Annotated in this window: 18 protein-coding genes; 11 read left to right on the forward strand and 7 right to left on the reverse strand. The window is 59.9% G+C overall.

The genetic code is table 11. From position 1 onward, the window contains the following. Positions 1-143: 143 nt before the first annotated feature. Positions 144-2,585: a penicillin-binding protein 1A gene (locus NK667_RS25155; protein WP_413786161.1), complete on the forward strand. Its 2,442-nt coding sequence runs from the start codon at positions 144-146 to the stop codon at positions 2,583-2,585. Positions 2,586-2,690: 105 nt separating this feature from the next. On the opposite strand, the gene NK667_RS25160 is transcribed toward NK667_RS25155, so the two are convergent. The 4 genes from NK667_RS25160 to rpmE all read right to left on the reverse strand — a co-directional run bounded on the left by NK667_RS25160 (position 2,691) and on the right by rpmE (position 6,600). Continuing rightward, positions 2,691-3,869, reverse strand: coding sequence for an integrase core domain-containing protein (locus NK667_RS25160; protein WP_054055318.1), 1,179 nt, complete (start codon positions 3,867-3,869; stop codon positions 2,691-2,693). A gap of 233 nt (positions 3,870-4,102) precedes the next feature. Next, positions 4,103-5,371 (reverse strand): malic enzyme-like NAD(P)-binding protein, encoded by a 1,269-nt coding sequence (locus NK667_RS25165; RefSeq protein WP_054054610.1) that lies wholly within the window; start codon positions 5,369-5,371, stop codon positions 4,103-4,105. Positions 5,372-5,554: 183 nt separating this feature from the next. After that, positions 5,555-6,355 (reverse strand): thermonuclease family protein, encoded by an 801-nt coding sequence (locus tag NK667_RS25170; protein ID WP_054616462.1) that lies wholly within the window; start codon positions 6,353-6,355, stop codon positions 5,555-5,557. Between the two features lie 14 nt (positions 6,356-6,369). Continuing rightward, positions 6,370-6,600 carry a 50S ribosomal protein L31 gene (rpmE, locus tag NK667_RS25175; RefSeq protein ID WP_054054615.1) on the reverse strand — a complete coding sequence of 77 codons (231 nt, stop codon included), beginning with the start codon at positions 6,598-6,600 and terminating at the stop codon, positions 6,370-6,372. Between the two features lie 291 nt (positions 6,601-6,891). On the opposite strand from rpmE, the gene NK667_RS25180 reads away from it, so the two are divergent. The 10 genes from NK667_RS25180 (at position 6,892) to NK667_RS25225 (ending at position 20,031) form a co-directional block, all read left to right on the forward strand. Further along, positions 6,892-9,111 carry a primosomal protein N' gene (locus tag NK667_RS25180; RefSeq protein WP_054054617.1) on the forward strand — a complete coding sequence of 740 codons (2,220 nt, stop codon included), beginning with the start codon at positions 6,892-6,894 and terminating at the stop codon, positions 9,109-9,111. A 222-nt stretch (positions 9,112-9,333) separates the two neighbouring features. Further along, a complete protein-coding gene (gene argS / locus NK667_RS25185) occupies positions 9,334-11,070 on the forward strand; it encodes an arginine--tRNA ligase (protein ID WP_054616463.1) in 1,737 nt (578 codons plus the stop codon). 1 nt (position 11,071) lies between these two features. Beyond that, a complete protein-coding gene (locus NK667_RS25190) occupies positions 11,072-11,779 on the forward strand; it encodes an SPOR domain-containing protein (protein ID WP_054054622.1) in 708 nt (235 codons plus the stop codon). A gap of 289 nt (positions 11,780-12,068) precedes the next feature. Next, positions 12,069-12,599 (forward strand): ATP-dependent protease subunit HslV, encoded by a 531-nt coding sequence (hslV, locus tag NK667_RS25195; RefSeq protein WP_007899242.1) that lies wholly within the window; start codon positions 12,069-12,071, stop codon positions 12,597-12,599. Positions 12,600-12,653: 54 nt separating this feature from the next. Continuing rightward, positions 12,654-13,994, forward strand: a complete 1,341-nt coding sequence (gene hslU, locus NK667_RS25200) for an ATP-dependent protease ATPase subunit HslU (RefSeq protein WP_054616464.1) — start codon at positions 12,654-12,656, stop codon at positions 13,992-13,994. A 155-nt stretch (positions 13,995-14,149) separates the two neighbouring features. Then, a complete protein-coding gene (locus NK667_RS25205; RefSeq protein ID WP_054054627.1) occupies positions 14,150-14,527 on the forward strand; it encodes a gamma-butyrobetaine hydroxylase family protein in 378 nt (125 codons plus the stop codon). 259 nt (positions 14,528-14,786) lie between these two features. Beyond that, positions 14,787-16,466, forward strand: a complete 1,680-nt coding sequence (gene phaC, locus NK667_RS25210) for a class II poly(R)-hydroxyalkanoic acid synthase (protein ID WP_054616465.1) — start codon at positions 14,787-14,789, stop codon at positions 16,464-16,466. A gap of 233 nt (positions 16,467-16,699) precedes the next feature. Further along, positions 16,700-17,554, forward strand: a complete 855-nt coding sequence (gene phaZ, locus NK667_RS25215; RefSeq protein WP_054054631.1) for a poly(3-hydroxyalkanoate) depolymerase — start codon at positions 16,700-16,702, stop codon at positions 17,552-17,554. 114 nt (positions 17,555-17,668) lie between these two features. After that, positions 17,669-19,351 carry a class II poly(R)-hydroxyalkanoic acid synthase gene (phaC, locus tag NK667_RS25220; protein WP_054054633.1) on the forward strand — a complete coding sequence of 561 codons (1,683 nt, stop codon included), beginning with the start codon at positions 17,669-17,671 and terminating at the stop codon, positions 19,349-19,351. 59 nt (positions 19,352-19,410) lie between these two features. After that, positions 19,411-20,031: a TetR/AcrR family transcriptional regulator gene (locus NK667_RS25225; RefSeq protein ID WP_054054634.1), complete on the forward strand. Its 621-nt coding sequence runs from the start codon at positions 19,411-19,413 to the stop codon at positions 20,029-20,031. Between the two features lie 175 nt (positions 20,032-20,206). Here the strand turns inward: NK667_RS25225 and NK667_RS25230 are convergent, their stop codons facing one another. From NK667_RS25230 to NK667_RS25240, 3 genes are all read right to left on the reverse strand, one after another. Then, entirely contained in the window at positions 20,207-21,109 is a 903-nt protein-coding gene (locus NK667_RS25230) for a phasin family protein (protein ID WP_054616466.1), read from the reverse strand. A gap of 10 nt (positions 21,110-21,119) precedes the next feature. Next, on the reverse strand, positions 21,120-21,542 hold the full coding sequence (locus tag NK667_RS25235; RefSeq protein WP_054616467.1) for a phasin family protein: 423 nt from the start codon (positions 21,540-21,542) through the stop codon (positions 21,120-21,122). A 224-nt stretch (positions 21,543-21,766) separates the two neighbouring features. After that, a complete protein-coding gene (locus NK667_RS25240; protein ID WP_054616468.1) occupies positions 21,767-22,042 on the reverse strand; it encodes a polyhydroxyalkanoic acid system family protein in 276 nt (91 codons plus the stop codon). Positions 22,043-22,073: the final 31 nt, after the last annotated feature.

Below are 22,073 nucleotides of genomic sequence, written 5' to 3' on the forward strand. Positions count from 1 at the left end.
AAGCGCAAATGACGCCCACCACGGAAAAATGCTTATAATGCCCAGCGTTTTTTTCCGCTTTTACTGCCAGCGCGGGTCGTTCTCTGTGTAACCGGGACCCTGACGCCAAATTCATTCTTTACCCTGGATGTTCAAACGCCTTGATTCGTCTGCTGAAATTTTTCGGTTGGTCCATCGTCGCCGTTTTCTGCGGACTGCTTTTAGGTCTCAGTGGCGCCTATCTTTACCTTAGTCCGGGTTTGCCGTCCGTGGAGGCGCTGAGAAGCATTCAGTTGCAGATTCCTCTGCGGGTCTACAGCAGCGATAACAAGTTGATCGCAGAATTTGGCGAAATGCGCCGGACTCCGATCCGTTTCGCCGACATTCCGCCCAATTTCATCAATGCGTTACTAAGTGCTGAAGACGACAACTTCGCCAACCACTATGGCGTCGATCCGAGCAGCCTGATGCGTGCCGCGACCCAACTGGTCAAAAGCGGCCACATCCAGTCCGGCGGCAGCACCATCACCATGCAGGTGGCGAAGAACTTCTTCCTGACCAGCGAACGCAGCTTCTCGCGCAAAACCACCGAAATTCTTCTGGCCCTGCAGATCGAACGGCAGCTGACCAAGGACGAAATCCTTGAGCTGTACGTCAACAAGATCTACCTGGGTAACCGCGCCTACGGCATCGAGGCAGCGGCACAGGTCTACTACGGCAAATCAATTCGAGATGTGAGCCTGGCGCAGATGGCGATGATCGCCGGCCTGCCGAAAGCCCCGTCGCGCTTCAACCCGCTGGCCAACCCGGCCCGCAGCAAGGAACGTCGCGACTGGATCCTGGGGCGCATGTACAAGCTCGGGAAAATCACCGAAGCCGACTACACCACCGCGATCAACGAACCGCTGAACGCCAGCTATCACGTGCCGACCCCGGAGGTGAACGCGCCGTACATCGCCGAAATGGCCCGCGCCGAAATGGTCGGTCGTTATGGCAGCGACGCCTACACCGAAGGTTTCCGCGTCACCACCACCGTGCCGAGCAATCTGCAGGAAATGGCCAACACCGCGGTCCACGAAGGCTTGATGACCTACGACCAGCGTCACGGTTATCGCGGTCCTGAGTCGCGCCTGCCGGGCAAGACCCGTGAAGCCTGGGCCACCGAACTGACCAAACAGCGCACCATCAGCAGCCTGGAGCCGGCCATCGTTACCCAGGTCGACAAGAACGGCCTGCAAGTGATGACCCGCACCGGCGACGAACATGTTGCCTGGGACAGCATGAAGTGGGCCCGCCCCTTCCTGAACACCAACAGCATGGGCGCCAATCCGAAGCAGCCGGCGGACGTGGCCCAGGTCGGCGACTTGATCCGCGTACAACGCCAGCCGGACAACTCGCTGAAGTTCAGCCAGATTCCACAGGCACAAGGCGCATTGGTCTCCCTGGATCCGCAGAACGGTGCGATCCGCTCGCTGGTCGGCGGCTTCGCGTTCGAGCAGAGCAACTACAACCGTGCCCTGCAGGCCAAGCGTCAGCCGGGCTCGAGCTTCAAGCCGTTCGTCTACAGCGCCGCCCTGGATAACGGCTACACCGCCGCGACCCTGGTGAACGACGCGCCGATCGTGTTTGTCGACGAGTATCTGGACAAGGTCTGGCGTCCGAAGAACGACACCAACACCTTCCTCGGCCCGATCCGCTTGCGTGAAGGTCTGTACAAGTCGCGTAACCTGGTGTCGATCCGGTTGGTGCAGGCGTTGGGCGTTGATCGCACCATCGACTACATCAGCAAGTTCGGCTTCAACAAGCAGGACCTGCCGCGCAACCTGTCCCTGGCCCTGGGCACCGCGACCCTGACGCCGATGGAGATTGCCACCGGCTGGAGCACCTTCGCCAACGGCGGCTACAAGATCACCCCGTACATCATCGACAAGATTGAAAGCCGCAACGGTGACACGCTGTTCGTCGCCAACCCGCCGAGCGTGCCTCAGGGCGACACGGCGACCGCTGGCCTGGCCGCACCGGTTGCGCAGCCGTTCACGGTCAACGCGACCCCGGGCGAAGCGCCAGCCGCACCTGGCACGCTGCCGCAAACCCCGGCCCTGGCTGAGCGGATTGTCGATGGCCGCACCACGTTCATCCTCAACAGCATGCTTGAGGACGTGATCAAGCTCGGCACCGGTCGCCGCGCGCTGGCCTTGGGCCGCCCCGATATCGCGGGCAAGACCGGTACGACCAACGAATCCAAGGATGCCTGGTTCTCCGGCTACAACGCCGATTACGTGACCACGGTCTGGACCGGTTTCGACCAGCCAGAGAGCCTGGGTCGCAAGGAGTTCGGCGGCACCGTCGCGCTGCCGATCTGGATGAACTACATGGCCGCCGCGCTCAAAGGCAAGCCGCCGCATACGCAAGCGGAGCCGGAAGGCATCCTCAGCCTGCGGGTTGACCCGGTCAGCGGCCGTGCGGCCACGCCAAGCACGCCTGGGGCCTACTTCGAGCTATTCAAGGCCGAAGACACGCCACCGTCGGTGAACGAGCTGGGCAACGGCACTGCGCCGGGCAGCCCATTGCCAGCGGATGAAGCGGCACCGATCGATTTGTTCTGATCGGCTGATGCAACAAAAAGCCCCGCCTTCGAAAGAAGTGCGGGGCTTTTTTTGCTTTGTTGCGTCTGTCAGGACGCCTTCGCGATGTAGAAACGGACACATCCTTTACGATTGAAACCGGGGACGTCCTTTACGTTTCTGCTGGCTTGAAAGGCGGGTTTCGCCGCTTTTCAGCCTGCCTAAAAGGTAGTTACAAAGGTAAATATCCCACACATCATCGTCCACTTCCTTGAGCCCTAACGCCTCACCTGCCAGGGATTCACTGACGAAAATCATCTTACCTTTCCATTTCATCGACCCATTCTGCCTGACCATGCGGATCGTCATGTCCGAAGCGTAAACGGCCTCGGGCACGTGTCCGTCGTACTGCCGTTGAGATGGCTCGTAGAGGGCCGCAGGAACTTTCATCTCTAAAGCCTTGTGTGGTCTTACGAAATTGAACTCCTGTCGAAACTGTTCGAATGCCAACTGTTGCTCCACCAGATTACGTTCCGGTGCGTGAAGCAATGCAGCCTTGAGCGTTCGGTGCATGCGTTCATGACGGCCATTCTGGTCAGGGCGCCCCGGCTGGATTCTCTCCGGATAGATCCCTAGTCGTATCCACCACGCCGCCAGACTGGATATGCGTGAAATACCGGTGGAGGCAAAGGGGGAGCCATTATCTGTGCGGATTACGTCAGGCAAACCGAACTCTCGAAATGCCCAGTCAAATCCTTCGCGGGCACCGGCAACGCTACTCTGAGCCCTGCACAGCAATAAAAATCGGCTGACATGATCGGTAATGGTCAGTGGGTAACAACGTTGGCCGTTCTGAAGTGCGAAGTCTCCTTTGAAGTCCGCAGCCCATGTCTGATTAGGCGCAGTGGCATCGCGCAGCGGATTTTTCCCTGCTGGCGGACGATTGAGAAAGCGGCGTTTCTGCACCAGGCCTGCTCGTTTAAGCCACTCGCCTGCCGTGCTGACAGCTGGCCAAGACAACTCTGGGTGATCGATCCTGAGGTTATGCACCAGCTTCTCAGGCCCCCAACTGTGGTGCTCGCGCTTGTACGCGATTAGCAACTCAAGCACCTCGTCGCTGATTTTGAAGGGGCTCGTATGCGGGCGCCGTGACAACTCCTTTAACCCATCAACGCCATGTGCCTCGTAGCGTGCAAGCCATTTGTCCAACGTAGGCCGGCTGAGCCCGTAGTGACGGGCCAGCTCGATTTTTGAGTAGCTGCCTTGCAGCCAGTCGCCTATGAGTTTGATTCGTTGATCCATCGGGGACTCTCGATTCCAGGGCATGGTCAGGCACCTCCTGACCGTATTTCACACCTGTAAAGGATGTCTCCGGTTTAAAACGTAAAGGATGTCTCCGGTTTCTACCCGAGCAAGCCCGCTCCCACAGGGGAAACGCATTCCAAGGTGGGAGCGGGCTTGCTCGCGAAGAGGCCGGCAAGACCGCCGCAAAACCCTTCAGGCATAAAAAAGCCCCGACTCAATAGAGCCAGGGCTTCTCGGTTGAACGCTACAACGGCTTAGCCGTTGAACACGTCATCCACGCTTTTCAGCGGGTAGTTCTTCGGATACGGCAGGGTCGCTACGCCGGTCTCGATGGCGGCTTTTGCCACGGCATCGGAGATCACGGTGATCAGGCGGGCATCCATTGGTTTCGGGATGATGTACTCACGACCGAATTCCAGTTTGATACCGCCGTAGGCGTCGCACACTTCCTGAGGAACCGGCAGCTTGGCCAGTTCGCGCAGGGCGTTGGCCGCGGCCACTTTCATTTCTTCGTTGATGCGCTTGGCGCGAACGTCCAGGGCACCGCGGAAGATGAACGGGAAGCCCAGAACGTTGTTGACCTGGTTCGGGTAGTCCGAACGGCCGGTGGCCATGATCACGTCGTCACGGGTGGCGTGAGCCAGTTCCGGGGCGATTTCCGGGTCCGGGTTCGAGCATGCGAACACGATCGGGTTGGCCGCCATGGATTTCAGGCCTTCAGCGCTCAGCAGGTTCGGGCCGGACAGGCCGACGAACACGTCTGCACCGGTCAGGGCGTCAGCCAAGGTGCGCTTTTCAGTCGCGTGAGCGAAGACAGCCTTGTACTGGTTCAGGTCGTCACGGCCGGAGTGGATCACGCCGGTACGGTCAACCATGAAGATGTTTTCGATGTTGGCGCCCATGCTCACCAACAATTTCATGCAGGAGATGGCGGCCGCACCAGCGCCAAGGCAGACGATCTTGGCGTCAGCCAGGGTTTTGCCAGCGATTTCCAGGGCGTTGATCATGCCGGCCGCAGTAACGATCGCGGTGCCGTGCTGGTCATCGTGGAATACCGGAATGTCGCACTGCTCGATCAGAGCACGTTCGATCTCAAAGCACTCAGGTGCCTTGATGTCTTCCAGGTTGATGCCACCGAAAGTGATGGAGATGCGCTTGACGGTGTCGATGAAGGCTTGCGGGCTTTCGGAGTCGACTTCGATGTCGAAAACGTCGATGCCGGCAAAGCGCTTGAACAGCACGCCTTTACCTTCCATCACTGGCTTGGAAGCCAATGGGCCGAGGTTACCCAGGCCGAGAATCGCGGTGCCATCGGAAATGACTGCAACCAGGTTGCCTTTACCGGTGTATTTGTAGGCCAGTTCAGGATCGCGGGCGATTTCGCGTACTGGTTCGGCTACGCCGGGGCTGTAGGCCAGCGACAGATCGCGGGCGGTAGCGGTGGCCTTGGTGAGCTCGACACTCAGCTTCCCTGGACGAGGATGGGCGTGATATTCGAGAGCGGCAGTTTTCAAATCAGACATGTGGGCATTCCGCTTTTTACTGTTGGACAGACGGACCGCCGAGGATACGCGTGTCGTAAAGTCCCTACAAGACTGACCGGTCACCCCTGTCAAGCGCCCTGCCCTACGACTTTGGGCCAAGAGCCACGGAACACAAGGGCTAGACTGTTCACAATCCATCTAAAAAATGTCTACAACTTTTTATCACTGCCCTGCTTGAAGCATCGAAGGGTCGCTTAGTGGGAGCAGCCAGCGCGCCTGACCGTCATCCAGTCCACCACGGCGCGAACGGTCCAGCACCCAGCCGCGAGCCTCGATTTGCTTGCCCTTCAGCCGTTCCAGCGATCTGACATCGAACTGCCCGAGCACATTGGGTGCAACGCGCAATACAACCGAATCCTGCAACTCGATCCAAACCCCGCCGCGATTGCGCTGAACCTTGCTCACACGACCACTGAGCACAGCAAAACCGGAGACCTGGATCTGATCCGCTTTCAGCACAGGTGACTGGCGCCACAGCCCGAGGCCGGCCTGTCGAGCCGCGCGTTCCGCTGATTGCTGGCAACTCACCAAATCGATATTCGGCGCAATCGCGACCTGAAAACCGAGGCCTTCGGCGAGCATCTGCGCTTCCAGGTTGGCGCCATTGGCGCTATAGACATGCGCTAAGGTGCGGCCGTAGCGATCCTTGGCCTCTTTACCCGGCAACAATCCCACCCGGTCATTACTGGCCGCGACCAGCGCTTCGAGGCGTTTGCGCGCCGCCACGGCGAACGGCTCGTCGGTGCGCCCCTGTCGACCCAGTTCCGGGGTGTTCAAGCCGATCATGCGCACACTGCGGCCATCGCTCAGGCGCAGAGTGTCACCGTCCACCACCCGCTGCACGGTGGCTAGCGTCAAACCGCTAGGCGCCGGGCAAAAGGCCTGGGCGCCGGAAAGCCAAATCGCAGACACAAAAAAGGCGCCCGCAAGGGACGCCTTTTTCGTTAGCAAGGTAAAGCCCATAGGGCTTTGGAACCTTACTCTGCTGCAGCAGCAGGTTTCTTGCCGAAGGCACCGAAACGGTCTGCGAAGCGCTGTACACGGCCGCCAGTATCCAGAGTCTTCTGCTTACCGGTGTAGAACGGGTGGCACTCATTGCATACGTCGATCGCCAGAGGCTTGGCCAGGTTCGAACGAGTTTCGAACTTGTTGCCACAGCTGCAGGTAACTGCGGTGACTTCGTATGTTGGATGGATATCGGCTTTCATGGTGTATTCCTCGGGCTAGCGTGCCGCCACTCAACACTATTGTTGAATACCGCACGTAATTAGGCCGCGGATTCTACCAGACAATGACAATCACGCAAGCTGTCCCTTCTACCGACCGTCTGCTAGGCTCCCGACCCAAAGCACACTCAACCTGTGGGAGCGGGCTTGCTCGCGAAGGCGGTGTGTCAGCCACTCAGATGTTGAATGACAGTCCGCTTTCGCGAGCAAGCCCGCTCCCACAGGTATGTGCGCAGCCTTTCATTTATTGCCCGTCCAAAGAGAATCCCCCGCGTGCCCGACGCCATTTTGCGCCTCGCCCTGCCCTCGCCGCTGCGCCGCCTGTTCGATTACCGTGCCCCGGCCGGGGTCCTGCGCGCCCAGTTGCAACCGGGCATGCGCTTGCGGGTGCCGTTTGGTCGGCGGGAGATGATCGGCATTCTGGTAGAAGTCACCGACACCAGCGAAGTCCCGGTGGAAAAGCTCAAACCAGCCCTGGCCCTGCTCGATGCCACGCCACCACTGCCGCCCGCGCTGTTCAAGCTGTGCCTGTGGACGTCCCAGTATTACCAGCACAGCCTCGGCGACACCTTGAGCTGGGCGCTGCCGGTATTACTGCGCCAGGGTGAATTGGCTGAAGCACGCCAGGAACGGTTCTGGTCGGCAGCGCCCGGCGCCAGCCTCGATGATCCGCGCATTGCCCGCGCCCCGCGTCAGCGAGAAGCCCTGGCGACGTTGGCCCAGCATCCCCACGGCGTGGCCCATCAGTTGCTGAGCAAACTGATGCTGAGCAAAGACAGTCTCGACCTGCTGCTGGCCAAGGACCTGGTGCAAGTGGAAATCCGCAAGCACGCACCCGACGCCCGCCATGAGCATTGGCTGGCCCAGCCGGAGTTGCCGCTCAACCCGGAACAACGCGCCGCTTATGAAGCAATCCGCGCCGGGTTCGACAGTTATCACGCGTTCCTGCTCGCGGGCGTCACCGGCAGCGGCAAGACCGAAGTCTATTTGCAACTGATCCGCGAAACCCTTGAGGCCGGCAAGCAAGCGCTGGTGCTGATCCCGGAGATCAACCTAGGCCCGCAAACCCTGGCGCGCTTCGAGCAGCGCTTCAATGCACGCATTGCGCTGATCCACTCGGCGGTCAACGATCGCGAACGCCTGGAAGCCTGGCTTGCCGCCCGGGACGGCGACGCCGACATTATTATCGGCACTCGTTCGGCACTGTTCACGCCGATGAAAAACCCCGGCCTGATCATCATCGACGAAGAGCACGACGGCTCTTATAAGCAGCAGGAAGGCCTGCGCTATCACGCCCGGGATCTGGCGCTGGTCCGCGCGCGGCAGGAAAACATCCCGATCGTGCTCGGATCCGCCACGCCTTCGCTGGAAAGCCTGCACAACGCCTACACCGGGCGTTACGGCCTCCTACGTCTGAATGAGCGTGCGGGTGGCGCCAAGCAACCGCGATTCCTGCGTCTGGATGTGAAAAGTCGCCCGCTGGACAGCGGTATTTCCGGGCCGATGCAGCAAGCCATCGGCCAGACCCTGGCGGCTGGCCAGCAAGTCCTGGTCTTTCTCAACCGCCGTGGCTTCGCGCCGACCCTGCTTTGCCACGATTGCGGCTGGATGTCCGAATGCCAGCGCTGCGATGCGCGGATGACCGTGCACCAGCGCTCCGGCGAATTGCGCTGCCACCACTGCGGCTACGTCGAGCGCGTGCCCCGGCATTGCCCGAAATGCGGCAAGGTCGATTTGCGACCCGTGGGTGCCGGCACCGAGCGTGCCGAGGAACGCTTGGCGATCCTGTTCCCGGATGTGCCGGTGCTGCGGGTTGACCGCGACAGCACCTCGCGCAAGGACGCGATGAATCAGCTGTTCGCGACAATTCAGAAAGGCCAGCCGTGCATTCTGGTCGGCACACAGATGCTTGCCAAAGGGCACCACTTTCCCCGGGTGACGCTGGTGTCGATTCTCGATGCCGACGGCGGGCTGTTCTCTGGCGACTTCCGCGCCAGCGAGCGCATGGCGCAGTTGATCGTCCAGGTCGCCGGCCGCGCAGGTCGGGCCGAAGAGCCGGGGCGAGTGATCATCCAGACCCACTTGGCCGACCATCCATTGCTGGTGCAACTGACAGAACAGGGTTACTTCGCCTTTGCCGAACAGGCTTTGAGCGAGCGTCGCGCCGCCGGTCTGCCGCCGTTTGCGCATCTGGCGCTGCTGCGAGCCGAAGCGCACAAACCGGGGCAAGCTGAAGGTTTTCTCGATGAAGCGTGCAGCGAGGCGGAACGATTGCTGGCCGAGCAGAATCTGAGCGGTATCGAGTTGCTCGGGCCGGTGCCAGCACCGATGGAGCGTCGGGCCGGGCGTTATCGCGCGCAATTGTTGTTGCAGGCGACAGCGCGGGCGCCACTGCATCGGTTGCTGAGCAGTTGGTTGCTGGCGCTGGAGCAGATGCCGAGTGGGCGGGCGGTGCGCTGGTCTTTGGATGTTGATCCTGTGGATTTATATTGAAAGATCGCCACCGCGTGTAGGAGCGAGGCTTGCCCGCGATAGGGCCCTTGAGATTGCCATCGCGGGCAAGCCTCGCTCCTACACGCGATGGCGGCCTAATTGTCACCACATATCCATAACCTGCCCGCTATAGTTGGCAAGCACGTCTATGCCACGGATAATGCCCAGTTTTTCCACTAGCGCATCCAGGCGCCGCCGCGCTTGCGGTCGAAAGAGAACACCATGAAAGACACCATTCGCCAGCTGATCCAACAAGCCATCACCCAACTCGTCAACGAAGGTGTGTTGCCTGAAGGCCTGTCGCCGGCGATCCAGGTGGAAAACTCCCGCGACAAGAAGAACGGCGACTTCGCCAGCAATATCGCGATGATGCTGGCCAAACCGGCAGGCATGAAGCCTCGCGACCTGGCCGAGAAAATCATCGCCGCCCTGCCGGCTGACGAAAACGTCACCAAGACCGAAATCGCCGGCCCGGGCTTCCTGAACTTCTTCCAGAACACCCAAGCCTTGGCCGCGCGCCTGGACGCCGCCCTGGCCGACGACCATGTCGGTGTGCGCAAGGCTGGCCCGGTGCAGCGCACTGTGGTTGATCTGTCCGCACCCAACCTGGCCAAAGAGATGCACGTCGGCCACTTGCGCTCGACCATCATCGGCGACGGCGTGGCGCGGGTGCTGGAGTTCCTCGGCGACACCGTGATCCGCCAGAACCACGTGGGCGACTGGGGCACCCAGTTCGGCATGCTGATGGCGTACCTGCAAGAAAACCCGATCACCAGCGACGAGCTGTCGGACCTGGAAAACTTCTACCGCGCCGCCAAGCAGCGCTTCGACGGCTCTGAAGAGTTCGCCGACCGCGCCCGTGGCCTGGTGGTCAAGCTGCAGGCCGGTGACGCCGAGTGCCTGGCGCTGTGGTCGCGCTTCCGCGATATCTCGCTGTCCCACTGCCAGGCGATTTACGAACAACTGAACGTCAAACTGACCATGGCCGACGTGATGGGCGAAAGCGCCTATAACGATGATCTGATCAACGTGGTCAACGACCTCAAGGCTGCCGGCCTGCTGGTCGAGAGCAACGGCGCCCAGTGCGTGTTCCTCGACGAATTCAAGAACGCCGACGGCGACCCGCTGCCAGTGATCATCGTCAAGGCTGACGGCGGCTACCTCTACGCCACCACCGACCTGGCGGCTGTGCGTTATCGCAGCGGCAAACTGAAGGCTGATCGCGCGCTGTACTTCGTCGACCAGCGTCAGGCCCTGCACTTCCAGCAAGTGTTCCAGGTCGCGCGCCTGGCCGGTTTCGTCACGCACCCGATGGAAATGGAGCACATGGGCTTCGGCACCATGAACGGCGCCGACGGCCGTCCGTTCAAGACCCGTGATGGCGGCACCGTGAAACTGGTGGACCTGCTGAACGAAGCCAAGGACCGTGCCTACACCCTGGTGAAAGAGAAGAACCCGGAGCTGGCCGAAGACGATCTGCGCAACATCGCCAAGGTCGTGGGCATTGGCGCGGTGAAATACGCCGACCTCTCGAAGCATCGCACCAGTGACTACAGCTTCAACTTCGACCAGATGCTGAACTTCGAAGGCAACACCGCGCCGTACTTGCTTTATGCCTACACCCGCGTGGCCGGCGTGTTCCGCAAGCTCGGCAAGGACTTCAGCGAAGTCGAAGGCCAGATCGTCCTTGAAGCCGCGCACGAACATGAACTGGCGGCCAAACTGGCACAATTCGGCGAAGTGCTGAACAGCGTTTCCGACAAAGGAACGCCGCACATCCTGTGCACCTACCTGTACGATGTCGCCGGCCTGTTCTCCAGCTTCTACGAGAACTGCCCGATCCTCACTGCCGACACCCCGGCGCAAATGCAAAGCCGTCTGCGCCTTGCCGCGCTGACCGGTCGCACACTCAAGCAAGGCCTGGAACTCTTGGGTCTGGAAACTCTGGAGCGTATGTAAGTTGGCTGCCAAGAAAAAACCTGCACCCAAGCGCGGCGCCAGTCGTTACACCGCTCCTGCCAAGCAGCCGATTCCGGGCTGGCTGTGGATGGCCATCGGCCTGACGGTCGGCGCCTTCATCGTGTTCCTGATGAAACTGGAGCCGGGCAAGGGCAGCGAAAGCGTCAAGCGCGAAAAAATCGAACAACAGAAAGCCACCAAGATCGCCGAGGCCAACAAGACTCCGCCGAGTCCGACGCAACCGGTGAAGCCGAAGTACGACTTCTACACCTTGCTGCCGGAATCGGAAGTGATCGTGCCGCCAGACGCGGTACCGGAAAAAACCCTGCCGACACCACAAGTGCCGACCGTGCCGACGACCCCGGTGACGCCGGAGCAGGCGGCGAAGATCGACACCGCGCGGGCGCAGGCAGCGCTGGCGGGGATTACTCCGCCACCACCGCCGCCGGTTTCCAAAGCGGCGCCAGTGACCAAGTTCTTCTTGCAGGCCGGTTCGTTCCGCAAGGAAGCCGATGCCGACAAGGTACGTGCGCAGATCATCTTGCTCGGTCAGGCGGTGGCGGTTGAGTCCGGCATGGTCAAGGACGAGACCTGGTATCGCGTATTGGTCGGGCCGTTCAGCAACCGCGAACAACTGACCACGGCGCAGAAACAACTGGCCGGCAGCGGTTTCAGCAACCTGTTGTTACAACAACGCCAGAGCCGCTGATTTAGCAGAAATACTCTGTCTTTGTGGCGAGGGAGCTTGCTCCCGCTGGAGTGCGCAGCACTCCCAAACCCGGCAACCGCGATCCATCAGACAGACCGCGATGGCCGGGTTTACGACTGCTGCGCAGCCGAACGGGAGCAAGCTCCCTCGCCACAGAGATTCACCTACACCCTCCTTCGCAATTGACACACCGCTCGTCCCCTCTCCCGCCCCGCAGTTGAAAAATTCTCCACCACCCCCATATGAGTTGGCATAAGGCATTTTCGCCCCGCTGCGTGGAGACTCTCCCTTGACCACCATCGTTTCAGTTCGCCGCCACGGCAAAGTCGTCATGGGCGGCGACGGCCAGGTTTCTCTCGGCAATACCGTGATGAAAGGCAACGCGAAGAAAGTTCGTCGCCTGTACCACGGCCAGGTCATCGCCGGTTTTGCCGGGGCCACCGCCGACGCCTTCACCCTGTTCGAGCGTTTTGAAGGCCAACTCGAAAAACACCAGGGTCACCTGGTTCGCGCGGCCGTCGAACTCGCCAAAGAATGGCGCACCGACCGTTCCCTGAGCCGCCTCGAAGCCATGCTCGCGGTCGCCAACAAAGACGCCTCCCTGATCATCACCGGCAACGGTGACGTGGTCGAACCCGAAGAAGGCCTGATCGCCATGGGTTCCGGCGGCGGTTACGCTCAAGCGGCAGCCAGTGCCTTGCTGAAGAAGACCGATCTGTCGGCCCGGGAAATCGTCGAAACCGCGCTCGGCATCGCCGGCGACATCTGTGTATTCACCAACCACACCTTCACCATTGAGGAGCAGGACCTCGCCGAGTAAGCCTGTTTCGGCCCAGTGCCACGGCTCGCTTTTGACAGAGGACCGCCAATTACTATGTCCATGACTCCCCGTGAAATCGTCCACGAACTCAATCGCCATATCATCGGCCAGGACGATGCCAAGCGCGCCGTCGCCATCGCGCTGCGTAACCGCTGGCGCCGGATGCAGCTGCCGGAAGAGCTGCGTGTTGAAGTAACACCAAAGAACATCCTGATGATCGGCCCGACCGGTGTCGGTAAAACCGAAATCGCCCGGCGCCTGGCAAAACTGGCCAACGCGCCGTTCATCAAGGTCGAAGCGACCAAGTTCACCGAAGTCGGCTATGTCGGCCGTGACGTCGAATCGATCATTCGTGACCTCGCAGACGCCGCGATCAAGCTGCTGCGCGAACAGGAAATGACCAAGGTTCGCCACCGCGCCGAAGACGCCGCCGAAGACCGTATTCTCGACGCGCTGCTGCCACCGCCACGCATGGGTTTCAGCAACGAGGACTCGGCCTCCGCGTCCGACTCCAACACCCGTCAGCTGTTCCGCAAGCGCTTGCGTGAAGGGCAGCTGGATGACAAAGAGATCGAAATCGAAATCGCCGAAGTGGCGGGTGTCGATATCTCCGCGCCGCCGGGCATGGAAGAGATGACCAACCAGTTGCAGAGCCTGTTTGCCAACATGGGCAAGGGCAAGAAAAAATCGCGCAAGCTCAAGGTCAAGGAAGCGCTGAAACTGGTGCGTGACGAAGAAGCCGGGCGCCTGGTCAACGAAGAAGAGTTGAAGGCCAAGGCCTTGGAAGCGGTCGAGCAGCACGGCATCGTGTTTATCGACGAAATCGACAAGGTCGCCAAGCGCGGCAACTCCGGTGGCGTCGATGTGTCCCGTGAAGGTGTGCAGCGTGACTTGCTGCCGCTGATCGAAGGCTGCACCGTCAACACCAAGCTGGGCATGGTCAAGACTGACCACATCCTGTTCATTGCCTCCGGTGCGTTCCACCTGAGCAAGCCGAGTGATCTGGTGCCTGAGCTGCAAGGTCGCCTGCCGATCCGCGTTGAACTGAAGGCGCTGACCCCGGAAGACTTCGAGCGCATTCTCAGCGAACCGCACGCGTCGCTCACCGAGCAATATTGCGCACTGCTGAAAACCGAAGGCCTGGCGATCGAATTCCAGCCGGACGGGATCAAGCGCATCGCCGAGATCGCCTGGCAGGTCAACGAGAAAACCGAGAACATCGGCGCCCGTCGCCTGCACACGCTGCTTGAGCGTCTGCTGGAAGAGGTGTCGTTCAGCGCCGGTGATCTGGCCAGCGCGCATGACGACAAGGTGATCCTGATCGACGCCGACTACGTCAACAGCCACCTCGGCGAATTGGCGCAGAACGAAGACCTGTCCCGTTATATCCTGTAAGCCATACTTACGGGCAAACGCGGACCCTGTGGGAGCGGGCTTGCTCGCGAAGAGGGCGTAACATTCAACATCAATGTTGGGTGTTACACCGCTTTCGCGAGCAAGCCCGCTCCCACATTTGAACCGAGGTCTCCCACACAGACGGACTCCAGGTCATGACCCAACTCCCCACCGACATCAAGCTGCACAAAGCCTCGAAAACCCTGTCGCTGAAATACGCGTCCGGCGAGGAATTTCACCTGCCCGCCGAGTTCTTGCGCGTGCACTCTCCTTCCGCCGAGGTCCAGGGCCACGGCAAACCTATCCTGCAATTTGGCAAGATCGCCGTTGGCCTGAGCAAGGTAGAACCGGCCGGTCAGTACGCACTGAAATTGACCTTCGATGACGGCCACGACAGCGGCCTGTTCACTTGGGAATATCTCTATCAGTTGGCGGTGCGCCAAGAGGATCTCTGGAACGATTATCTTGCCGAGCTCAAAGCGGCCGGCAAAACCCGCGATCCGAGCCAGTCCGTCGTCAAGCTGATGCTCTAGGTCAGGCCTCTTGCTCTTTAGAGGGCATTTTCTAATTTCATCTGTTTGAATGCTCCGCTGCGGCGTCGAGGATCGGCCCGCTTGCGAAAAAAATTAAACTCGGGTAACCAATGGAACTGGCAAGTTCCCTGCAGTGCTCGTTGTGTTGAAAAAGCAGCGATGCAGTATTAACGGTCACCCGAGCAGCAGTACCTGGTATTGGTTGTGTGACTACACGGCTGGGCCCGGGTACTCGTCTCAGGACAATGGAGCGTCGTAGATGAGTAACAAGAACAACGATGACCTGAAGTATCAAGCCTCGGAAAACACCCTGGGGCTTAATCCTGTTGTTGGACTGCGTGGCAAGGATCTACTGGCTTCTGCTCGGATGGTGCTCAGGCAGGCCATCAAACAACCGATTCACAGCGTCAAGCATGTCGCTCATTTCGGCCTCGAACTCAAGAACGTGCTGTTCGGCAAATCCGAGCTGCAACCGCCGGGCGATGACCGTCGCTTCAACGATCCGGCCTGGAGCCAGAACCCGCTCTACAAACGTTATCTGCAAACTTACCTGGCGTGGCGCAAGGAACTCCACGACTGGATCGACGACAGCAGCCTGTCGCCCAAAGACGTCGCTCGCGGGCACTTCGTGATCAACCTCATGACCGAAGCCATGGCCCCGACCAACAGTGCGGCCAACCCTGCGGCAGTCAAACGCTTCTTCGAAACCGGCGGCAAGAGCCTGCTCGACGGTCTCTCCCACCTGGCCAAGGACATCGTGCACAACGGCGGCATGCCGAGCCAGGTCAACATGGGCGCGTTCGAAGTCGGCAAGAGCCTGGGCGTGACCGAAGGCGCGGTGGTATTCCGCAATGATGTGCTGGAACTGATCCAGTACCGGCCGATCACCGAGCAGGTGCACGAGCGCCCATTGCTGGTGGTACCGCCGCAGATCAACAAGTTCTACGTATTCGACCTGAGCCCGGACAAGAGCCTGGCGCGCTTCTGCCTGCGCAACAATGTGCAGACCTTCATCGTCAGTTGGCGTAACCCGACCAAGGAACAACGCGAGTGGGGCCTTTCCACTTACATTGAGGCGCTCAAGGAAGCGGTCGATGTGGTCATGGCGATCACTGGCAGCAAAGATGTGAACATGCTCGGCGCCTGCTCCGGTGGCATCACCTGCACCGCCCTGCTGGGCCACTACGCCGCGATCGGCGAGAAGAAGGTCAACGCCCTGACCTTGCTGGTGAGCGTGCTGGACACCACTCTGGACAGCGACGTGGCCCTGTTCGTCGACGAGCAGACCCTCGAAGCCGCCAAGCGCCATTCCTACCAGGCCGGTGTGCTGGAAGGCCGCGACATGGCGAAAGTCTTCGCCTGGATGCGCCCCAACGACCTGATCTGGAACTACTGGGTCAACAACTACCTGCTGGGCAATGAACCTCCGGTGTTCGACATCCTGTTCTGGAACAACGACACCACACGATTACCGGCGGCGTTTCACGGCGACTTGATCGAGATGTTCAAGAGCAATCCGCTGATCCGCCCCAACGCTCTGGAAGTGTGCGGCACAGCGATTGACCTGAAGCAGGTCACCGCCGACATCTTTTCCCTGGCCGGCACCAACGACCACATCACACCGTGGAAGTCTTGCTACAAGTCAGCGCAGTTGTTTGGCGGCAAGGTTGAGTTCGTGCTGTCCAGCAGCGGGCATATCCAAAGCATTCTGAACCCGCCAGGTAATCCGAAGTCACGCTATATGACCAGCACCGAGATGCCGGTGAAGGCCGAGGACTGGCAAGAGAACTCCACCAAACACACGGATTCCTGGTGGCTGCACTGGCAGGCATGGCAAGCCGAGCGTTCGGGCAAGCTGAAGAAATCCCCGACCACACTGGGCAACAAAACCTACACGGCGGGCGAAGCTGCGCCGGGTACCTACGTGCATGAGCGGTAACTGACACACCCCATCACCCCTGTGGTGGCGGGCTTGTGTGGCGAGGGGTCTTGTCGGAATGCCGCATCACCCCGTTCGATTGCGAAGCAGTCGTAAACCAGTCTTCACTTTCTGACCATAGATCGTGCTGACTGGTTTTAGGTGCGCTTCGCACCCCAACGGGGGCAAGCCCCCTCGCCACAGGCCCGCTCCCACATGGGATTGGGGATGAATTAACCCACAGGGCCTGAAGCATGCCGCAACCGTTCATTTTTCGTACCGTCGACCTGGATGGCCAGACCCTCCGAACCGCGGTACGCCCCGGCAAGCCTCACTTGACGCCCTTGCTGATTTTCAACGGCATCGGCGCCAACCTGGAGCTGGTGTTTCCGTTCGTCGCGGCGCTGGACCCGGACCTGGAGGTCATTGCCTTCGACGTTCCCGGTGTCGGCGGCTCGTCGACACCGAATCGGCCCTATCGCTTTCCGGGATTGGCGAAACTGACGGCACGGATGCTCGACTATCTGGACTATGGACAGGTCAACGTGATCGGCGTGTCGTGGGGCGGCGCGCTGGCGCAGCAATTCGCCTACGACTACCCCGAGCGCTGCAAAAAACTGGTGCTCGCTGCTACCGCCGCTGGTGCGGTGATGGTGCCGGGCAAGCCAAAAGTGCTGTGGATGATGGCCAGTCCCCGACGCTACATCCAGCCATCCCACGTGATTCGGATTGCGCCGATGATCTACGGCGGTTCATTCCGCCGCGATCCGACGCTGGCCGCCAGTCACGCGGCGAAAGTGCGTTCGGCGGGCAAGCTCGGTTACTACTGGCAGCTGTTCGCCGGTCTCGGCTGGACCAGCATTCACTGGTTGCACAAGATTCACCAGCCGACGCTGGTGCTGGCCGGCGACGACGATCCGCTGATCCCGCTGATCAACATGCGCATGCTTGCCTGGCGAATCCCCAACGCCCAATTGCACATCATCGATGACGGGCATCTGTTCCTGATCACCCGCGCCGAAGCGGTGGCGCCGATCATCATGAAATTCCTCGAGGAAGAGCGTCAGCGGGCAGTGATGCATCCGCAGCCGTCACCATTGGGCAGCTAATCAACCCAATGTCGGACGGCAGGACGCCGTTCCGCGCAACAACCCGTAACAGCGTCTATGGTGTTCTGGTTCGGTGTGTTTGTTTTTGGCCTGAAGACGAAGGAGTGTTGATTCATGCGCGAAAAGCCAGCGAGGGATTTTTTACCCACTCCCGCCGCGTTCATCAACGCACAGAGTGCGATTACCGGCCTGCGCGGCCGGGATCTGTTTTCGACCCTGCGTAGCGTGGCCGCCCACGGTTTGCGCAACCCGGTGCACAGTGCCCGGCACGCCCTGAAACTGGGTGGCCAGTTGGGCCGCGTGTTGCTGGGCGAAACCCTGCATCCGACCAACCCGCAGGACAGTCGTTTTGCCGACCCGTCATGGAGCCTCAACCCGTTTTACCGGCGCAGTTTGCAGGCGTACCTGAGCTGGCAGAAACAGGTCAAAAGCTGGATCGACGAGAGCAACATGAGCCCGGACGATCGCGCCCGCGCCCACTTCGCCTTCGCCCTGCTCAACGATGCCGTGTCGCCCTCCAACACCCTGCTCAATCCGCTGGCGATCAAGGAGATCTTCAACTCCGGCGGTCATAGCCTGGTGCGCGGTGTCGGGCACCTGATCGATGATTTCCTGCACAACGATGGCCTGCCCCGGCAGGTCACCAAGCAAGCCTTCGAGGTCGGTAAAACTGTCGCCACCACCACCGGCTCCGTGGTGTTTCGCAACGAGTTGCTGGAGCTGATCCAGTACAAACCGATGAGCGAAAAACAGTATTCCAAGCCGCTGCTGGTGGTGCCGCCGCAGATCAATAAGTACTACATTTTCGACCTGAGCCCGCACAACAGCTTCGTCCAGTTCGCCCTGAAGAACGGCCTGCAAACCTTCATGATCAGTTGGCGCAACCCGGATGTGCGCCATCGCGAATGGGGACTTTCGACTTACGTTGAAGCGGTTGAGGAAGCGATGAACGTATGCCGGGCGATCACCGGCGCGCGGGAAGTGAACTTGATGGGCGCCTGCGCTGGCGGGCTGACGATTGCCGCGTTGCAGGGGCATCTGCAGGCCAAGCGACAACTGCGACGAGTGTCGAGCGCGACTTACCTGGTGAGCCTGCTCGATAGCCAGATGGACAGCCCCGCCACGTTGTTCGCCGACGAGCAGACTTTGGAAGCAGCCAAGCGCCGCTCTTATCAGAAGGGTGTGCTGGACGGTCGCGACATGGCCAAGGTGTTCGCCTGGATGCGTCCCAATGATTTGATCTGGAGTTATTTCGTCAACAACTACCTGCTCGGCAAAGAGCCGCCGGCGTTCGACATTCTCTACTGGAATAACGACAACACGCGGCTGCCCGCAGCGTTCCATGGCGACCTGCTGGACTTCTTCAAGCACAACCCGCTGAGCCACCCGGGCGGCCTGGAAGTTTGCGGCACGCCGATCGATTTGCAGAAAGTCACGGTCGACAGTTTCAGCGTGGCCGGCATCAACGATCACATCACTCCGTGGGACGCGGTGTATCGCTCGACCCTGCTGCTGGGTGGCGAGCGGCGCTTTGTGCTGTCCAACAGCGGTCATGTACAGAGCATTCTCAACCCGCCTTCCAACCCGAAAGCCAACTTCGTCGAAAGCCCGAAACTGAGCAGCGACCCACGGGCCTGGTATTACGACGCCAAGCAAACCGATGGCAGTTGGTGGACGCAATGGCTGACCTGGATTCAGGAACGCTCCGGCGCGCAAAAAGAAACCCACATGGCCCTCGGCAACCCGAACTATCCACCGATGGAAGCCGCACCCGGCACTTACGTCCGCGTGCGCTGACGCTCAACCAACCACGGCCTACGTCGGCCGTGGCATGACTCGACCATTAAGAAGACTGGATGAAAACCCGCGACCGGATCCTCGAATGTGCCCTGCAATTGTTCAACTGCAAGGGCGAACCGAACGTTTCCACCATGGAAGTTGCCAATGAAATGGGGATCAGCCCCGGCAACCTCTACTACCACTTCCACGGCAAGGAACCGCTGATTCTGGGGCTGTTCGAACGCTTCCAGAATGAGCTGGCGCCGCTGCTCGATCCACCCTCCGATGTGGAACTGGGCCCCGAAGATTACTGGTTGTTCCTGCACCTGATCGTCGAGCGCCTGGCGCATTACCGGTTCCTGTTCCAGGACCTGTCGAACCTGGCCGGACGCCTGCCGAAACTGGCCAAGGGCATACGCAATTTGCTCAATGCCTTGAAGCGCACACTGGCCTCGTTGCTGGCGCGGCTCCAGGCTCAGGGGCAGTTGGTCAGCGACACCCAGGCGTTGGGGCAACTGGTGGAACAGATCACCATGACGTTGCTGTTCTCGCTGGACTATCAGCGGATTCTGGATCGCGAGGGGGAAGTCAGGTTGGTGGTGTATCAGATCATGATGCTGGTGGCGCCGCATCTGCTGCCACCGATCAAGGCTGCGACTGAGCAGCTGGCTTTGCAGTATCTAGAGGAGCACGACTAACCCCTGTGGGAGCGGGCTTGCTCGCGAATGCGGCGTGTCATTGGCATAGATGGCGACTGACACGCCGCATTCGCGAGCAAGCCCGCTCCCACATGAGGATCTGCGGTGTTCATGGAATCGTGCATAAAAAAACGCCCGACCTTTACAGGCCGGGCGTTTTCTTGAGCCCTGAGAATCAGGACTGACTGGTTGGCGTCGATGGAGCTGGCGCGGCAGTCGGGGTCACAGCAGGGGTCGGCGCTGCAGCGGAGTTCGCTGAAGTGGCCGGGGTTGCCGGTTTGGCGGCAGCCACTGCTGGTTTTGGTGCGGCGGCTTTTGGAGCGGCCGGTTTTTTCACTGCAGGCTTTTTAGCGGCGGCAGGTTTTGCCGCTGGCTTGGCTGCAGGTTTGGCTGCTGCGGTTTTGGCAGCCGGTTTAGCCGCAGGTTTTGCTGCAGGTTTTGCGGCGGCCTTGGCGGCGGCGACCGGTTTGGCGGCTGCTTTGGTCACTGCCTTGGCGGCCGGTTTAGCGGCAGCGGTTTTGGCAGCGACTTTAGCAGCAGGCTTGGCAACTGCTTTGGCAGCGGCCTTCACCAGTGGCTTGGCAGCGGTTTTGGCTGCCGGTTTAGCGGCCGCAGTTTTAGCAGCAGGTTTGGCCGCAGCGGTTTTCGCCGCAACTGGCGCAACCTTGGCACCGGTGAGTTTTTCAATTTGCTTGGTCAGGGTATCGACCTTGCTGTGCAGCGCTTTGACTTCGTTGCGGCTCGGAACACCGAGGCGCGAAATGGCGCTGTTCAGACGCTTGTCGAAAGCACCTTCCAGCTCATCCCACTTGCCCAGTGCGCGATCTTTCACGCCGCTGATGCGCGACTTGGCCGACGAAGCGGAATCCTTGACGTCATCGACTTTCTTGCCGACAGCGCTCTTGGTGAGCTTCTCGGCTTTCTCGCCGTCTTTAACCAATGTATCGAAGAGCTTGCTGCCGTCAGTGTCGATCTTCGAGTACACGCCTAAACCAGCCAGCCAGATTTTGCGGGAGTAGTCTTCGACTTTCCCGATCCACGAGCTGCCTTCTTTTTCGGTGTTCTTTTTACCAGCCATCCCGTTCTCCTTAAGATTTACGCGCGACGCGTTCGAGCAATGCCGTCAGCTCATCGAGCTTAGCAGAGAGTGTCTCAACGTCATGTTTAGACGGAATGCCGATACGATTCAAGGCACTTGCGACACGCGAGTCAAAAGCCTTCTCGACCTTGTCGAGTTGAAGTTCGACCTTGCCTTTGAAAGTGCTCACTTCACTCTTGGCTTCTTCGATCTCTGAGTTAGCGGCTTCAAGTTTCTCGGCAACTGCTTTTTTGCCTTTGGTTTCAACAGCTTGACCAGCCTTGATCAACTCTTGAAAGTACTCGCTGCCCTCTTGGCCGACCTTGGTGTAGGCCCCCAGGCCTGCCAGCCAGATCTTGCGGGCATAGGATTTGACGTCGCCCAGAGCAGTGGTCGATGCGTCGATTTTTTTCTTCAAAATAACTTTGGCCATGGTGCACCTCACGCGCAGAAGGTTTGAGGAACTGCCCGCGAAAGTGTCGGGCTCATGCACAAAGTAGGGAGAAAAATTAGAAACGGCACCCTAACAACTGACATAAACAGATGGTGCCCGATGGAAGAGATCGCAGCCTCGTTTCACTCGACAGCTCCTACAGAGGGTGGCGGCGTGCATCTGTAGGAGCTGTCGAGTGAAACGAGGCTGCGATCTTTTCGGCGTCACACCAACGCTTTATCCAGCGCCTTTTCGATTTCCGATTTGATCGTGCCGCTCATGGCCGACATCAACAGGCCCAGCTCGACATCGATCTTGATCGAATCCTCGCCCACCAACACCGCGCCTTTCACACCCGAACGCTTGAGGTTCAAGGTGTCGCCGGACCACGACGGCTCCAGTCCATATTGCTCGGACAGTTTCTGCGCCAACAGATTGGCCTTCTCGCGGGCTGCTTCCTTGCCCAGGCTGTGGGCACGTTCAACACTAATTCGGGCCATCGAATGACTCCTGCTTTATGGATACTTTCCT

Origin of the sequence: Pseudomonas nunensis, from assembly GCF_024296925.1 — a bacterium.
Classification (GTDB): Bacteria; Pseudomonadota; Gammaproteobacteria; order Pseudomonadales; family Pseudomonadaceae; genus Aquipseudomonas; species Aquipseudomonas nunensis.

Bases quoted from the DNA above. Each gene is read 5' to 3' on its own strand.
- NK667_RS25240 (WP_054616468.1), bottom strand. From the start codon at position 22,042: ATGGCCCGAATTAGTGTTGAACGTGCCCACAGCCTGGGCAAGGAAGCA.
- phaC (WP_054616465.1), top strand. From the start codon at position 14,787: ATGAGTAACAAGAACAACGATGACCTGAAGTATCAAGCCTCGGAAAAC.
- NK667_RS25170 (WP_054616462.1), bottom strand. From the start codon at position 6,355: ATGGGCTTTACCTTGCTAACGAAAAAGGCGTCCCTTGCGGGCGCCTTT.
- NK667_RS25205 (WP_054054627.1), top strand. From the start codon at position 14,150: ATGACCCAACTCCCCACCGACATCAAGCTGCACAAAGCCTCGAAAACC.
- NK667_RS25225 (WP_054054634.1), top strand. From the start codon at position 19,411: ATGAAAACCCGCGACCGGATCCTCGAATGTGCCCTGCAATTGTTCAAC.
- phaC (WP_054054633.1), top strand. From the start codon at position 17,669: ATGCGCGAAAAGCCAGCGAGGGATTTTTTACCCACTCCCGCCGCGTTC.
- NK667_RS25230 (WP_054616466.1), bottom strand. From the start codon at position 21,109: ATGGCTGGTAAAAAGAACACCGAAAAAGAAGGCAGCTCGTGGATCGGG.
- phaZ (WP_054054631.1), top strand. From the start codon at position 16,700: ATGCCGCAACCGTTCATTTTTCGTACCGTCGACCTGGATGGCCAGACC.
- NK667_RS25160 (WP_054055318.1), bottom strand. From the start codon at position 3,869: ATGCCCTGGAATCGAGAGTCCCCGATGGATCAACGAATCAAACTCATA.
- rpmE (WP_054054615.1), bottom strand. From the start codon at position 6,600: ATGAAAGCCGATATCCATCCAACATACGAAGTCACCGCAGTTACCTGC.
- NK667_RS25235 (WP_054616467.1), bottom strand. From the start codon at position 21,542: ATGGCCAAAGTTATTTTGAAGAAAAAAATCGACGCATCGACCACTGCT.
- NK667_RS25165 (WP_054054610.1), bottom strand. From the start codon at position 5,371: ATGTCTGATTTGAAAACTGCCGCTCTCGAATATCACGCCCATCCTCGT.
- argS (WP_054616463.1), top strand. From the start codon at position 9,334: ATGAAAGACACCATTCGCCAGCTGATCCAACAAGCCATCACCCAACTC.
- hslU (WP_054616464.1), top strand. From the start codon at position 12,654: ATGTCCATGACTCCCCGTGAAATCGTCCACGAACTCAATCGCCATATC.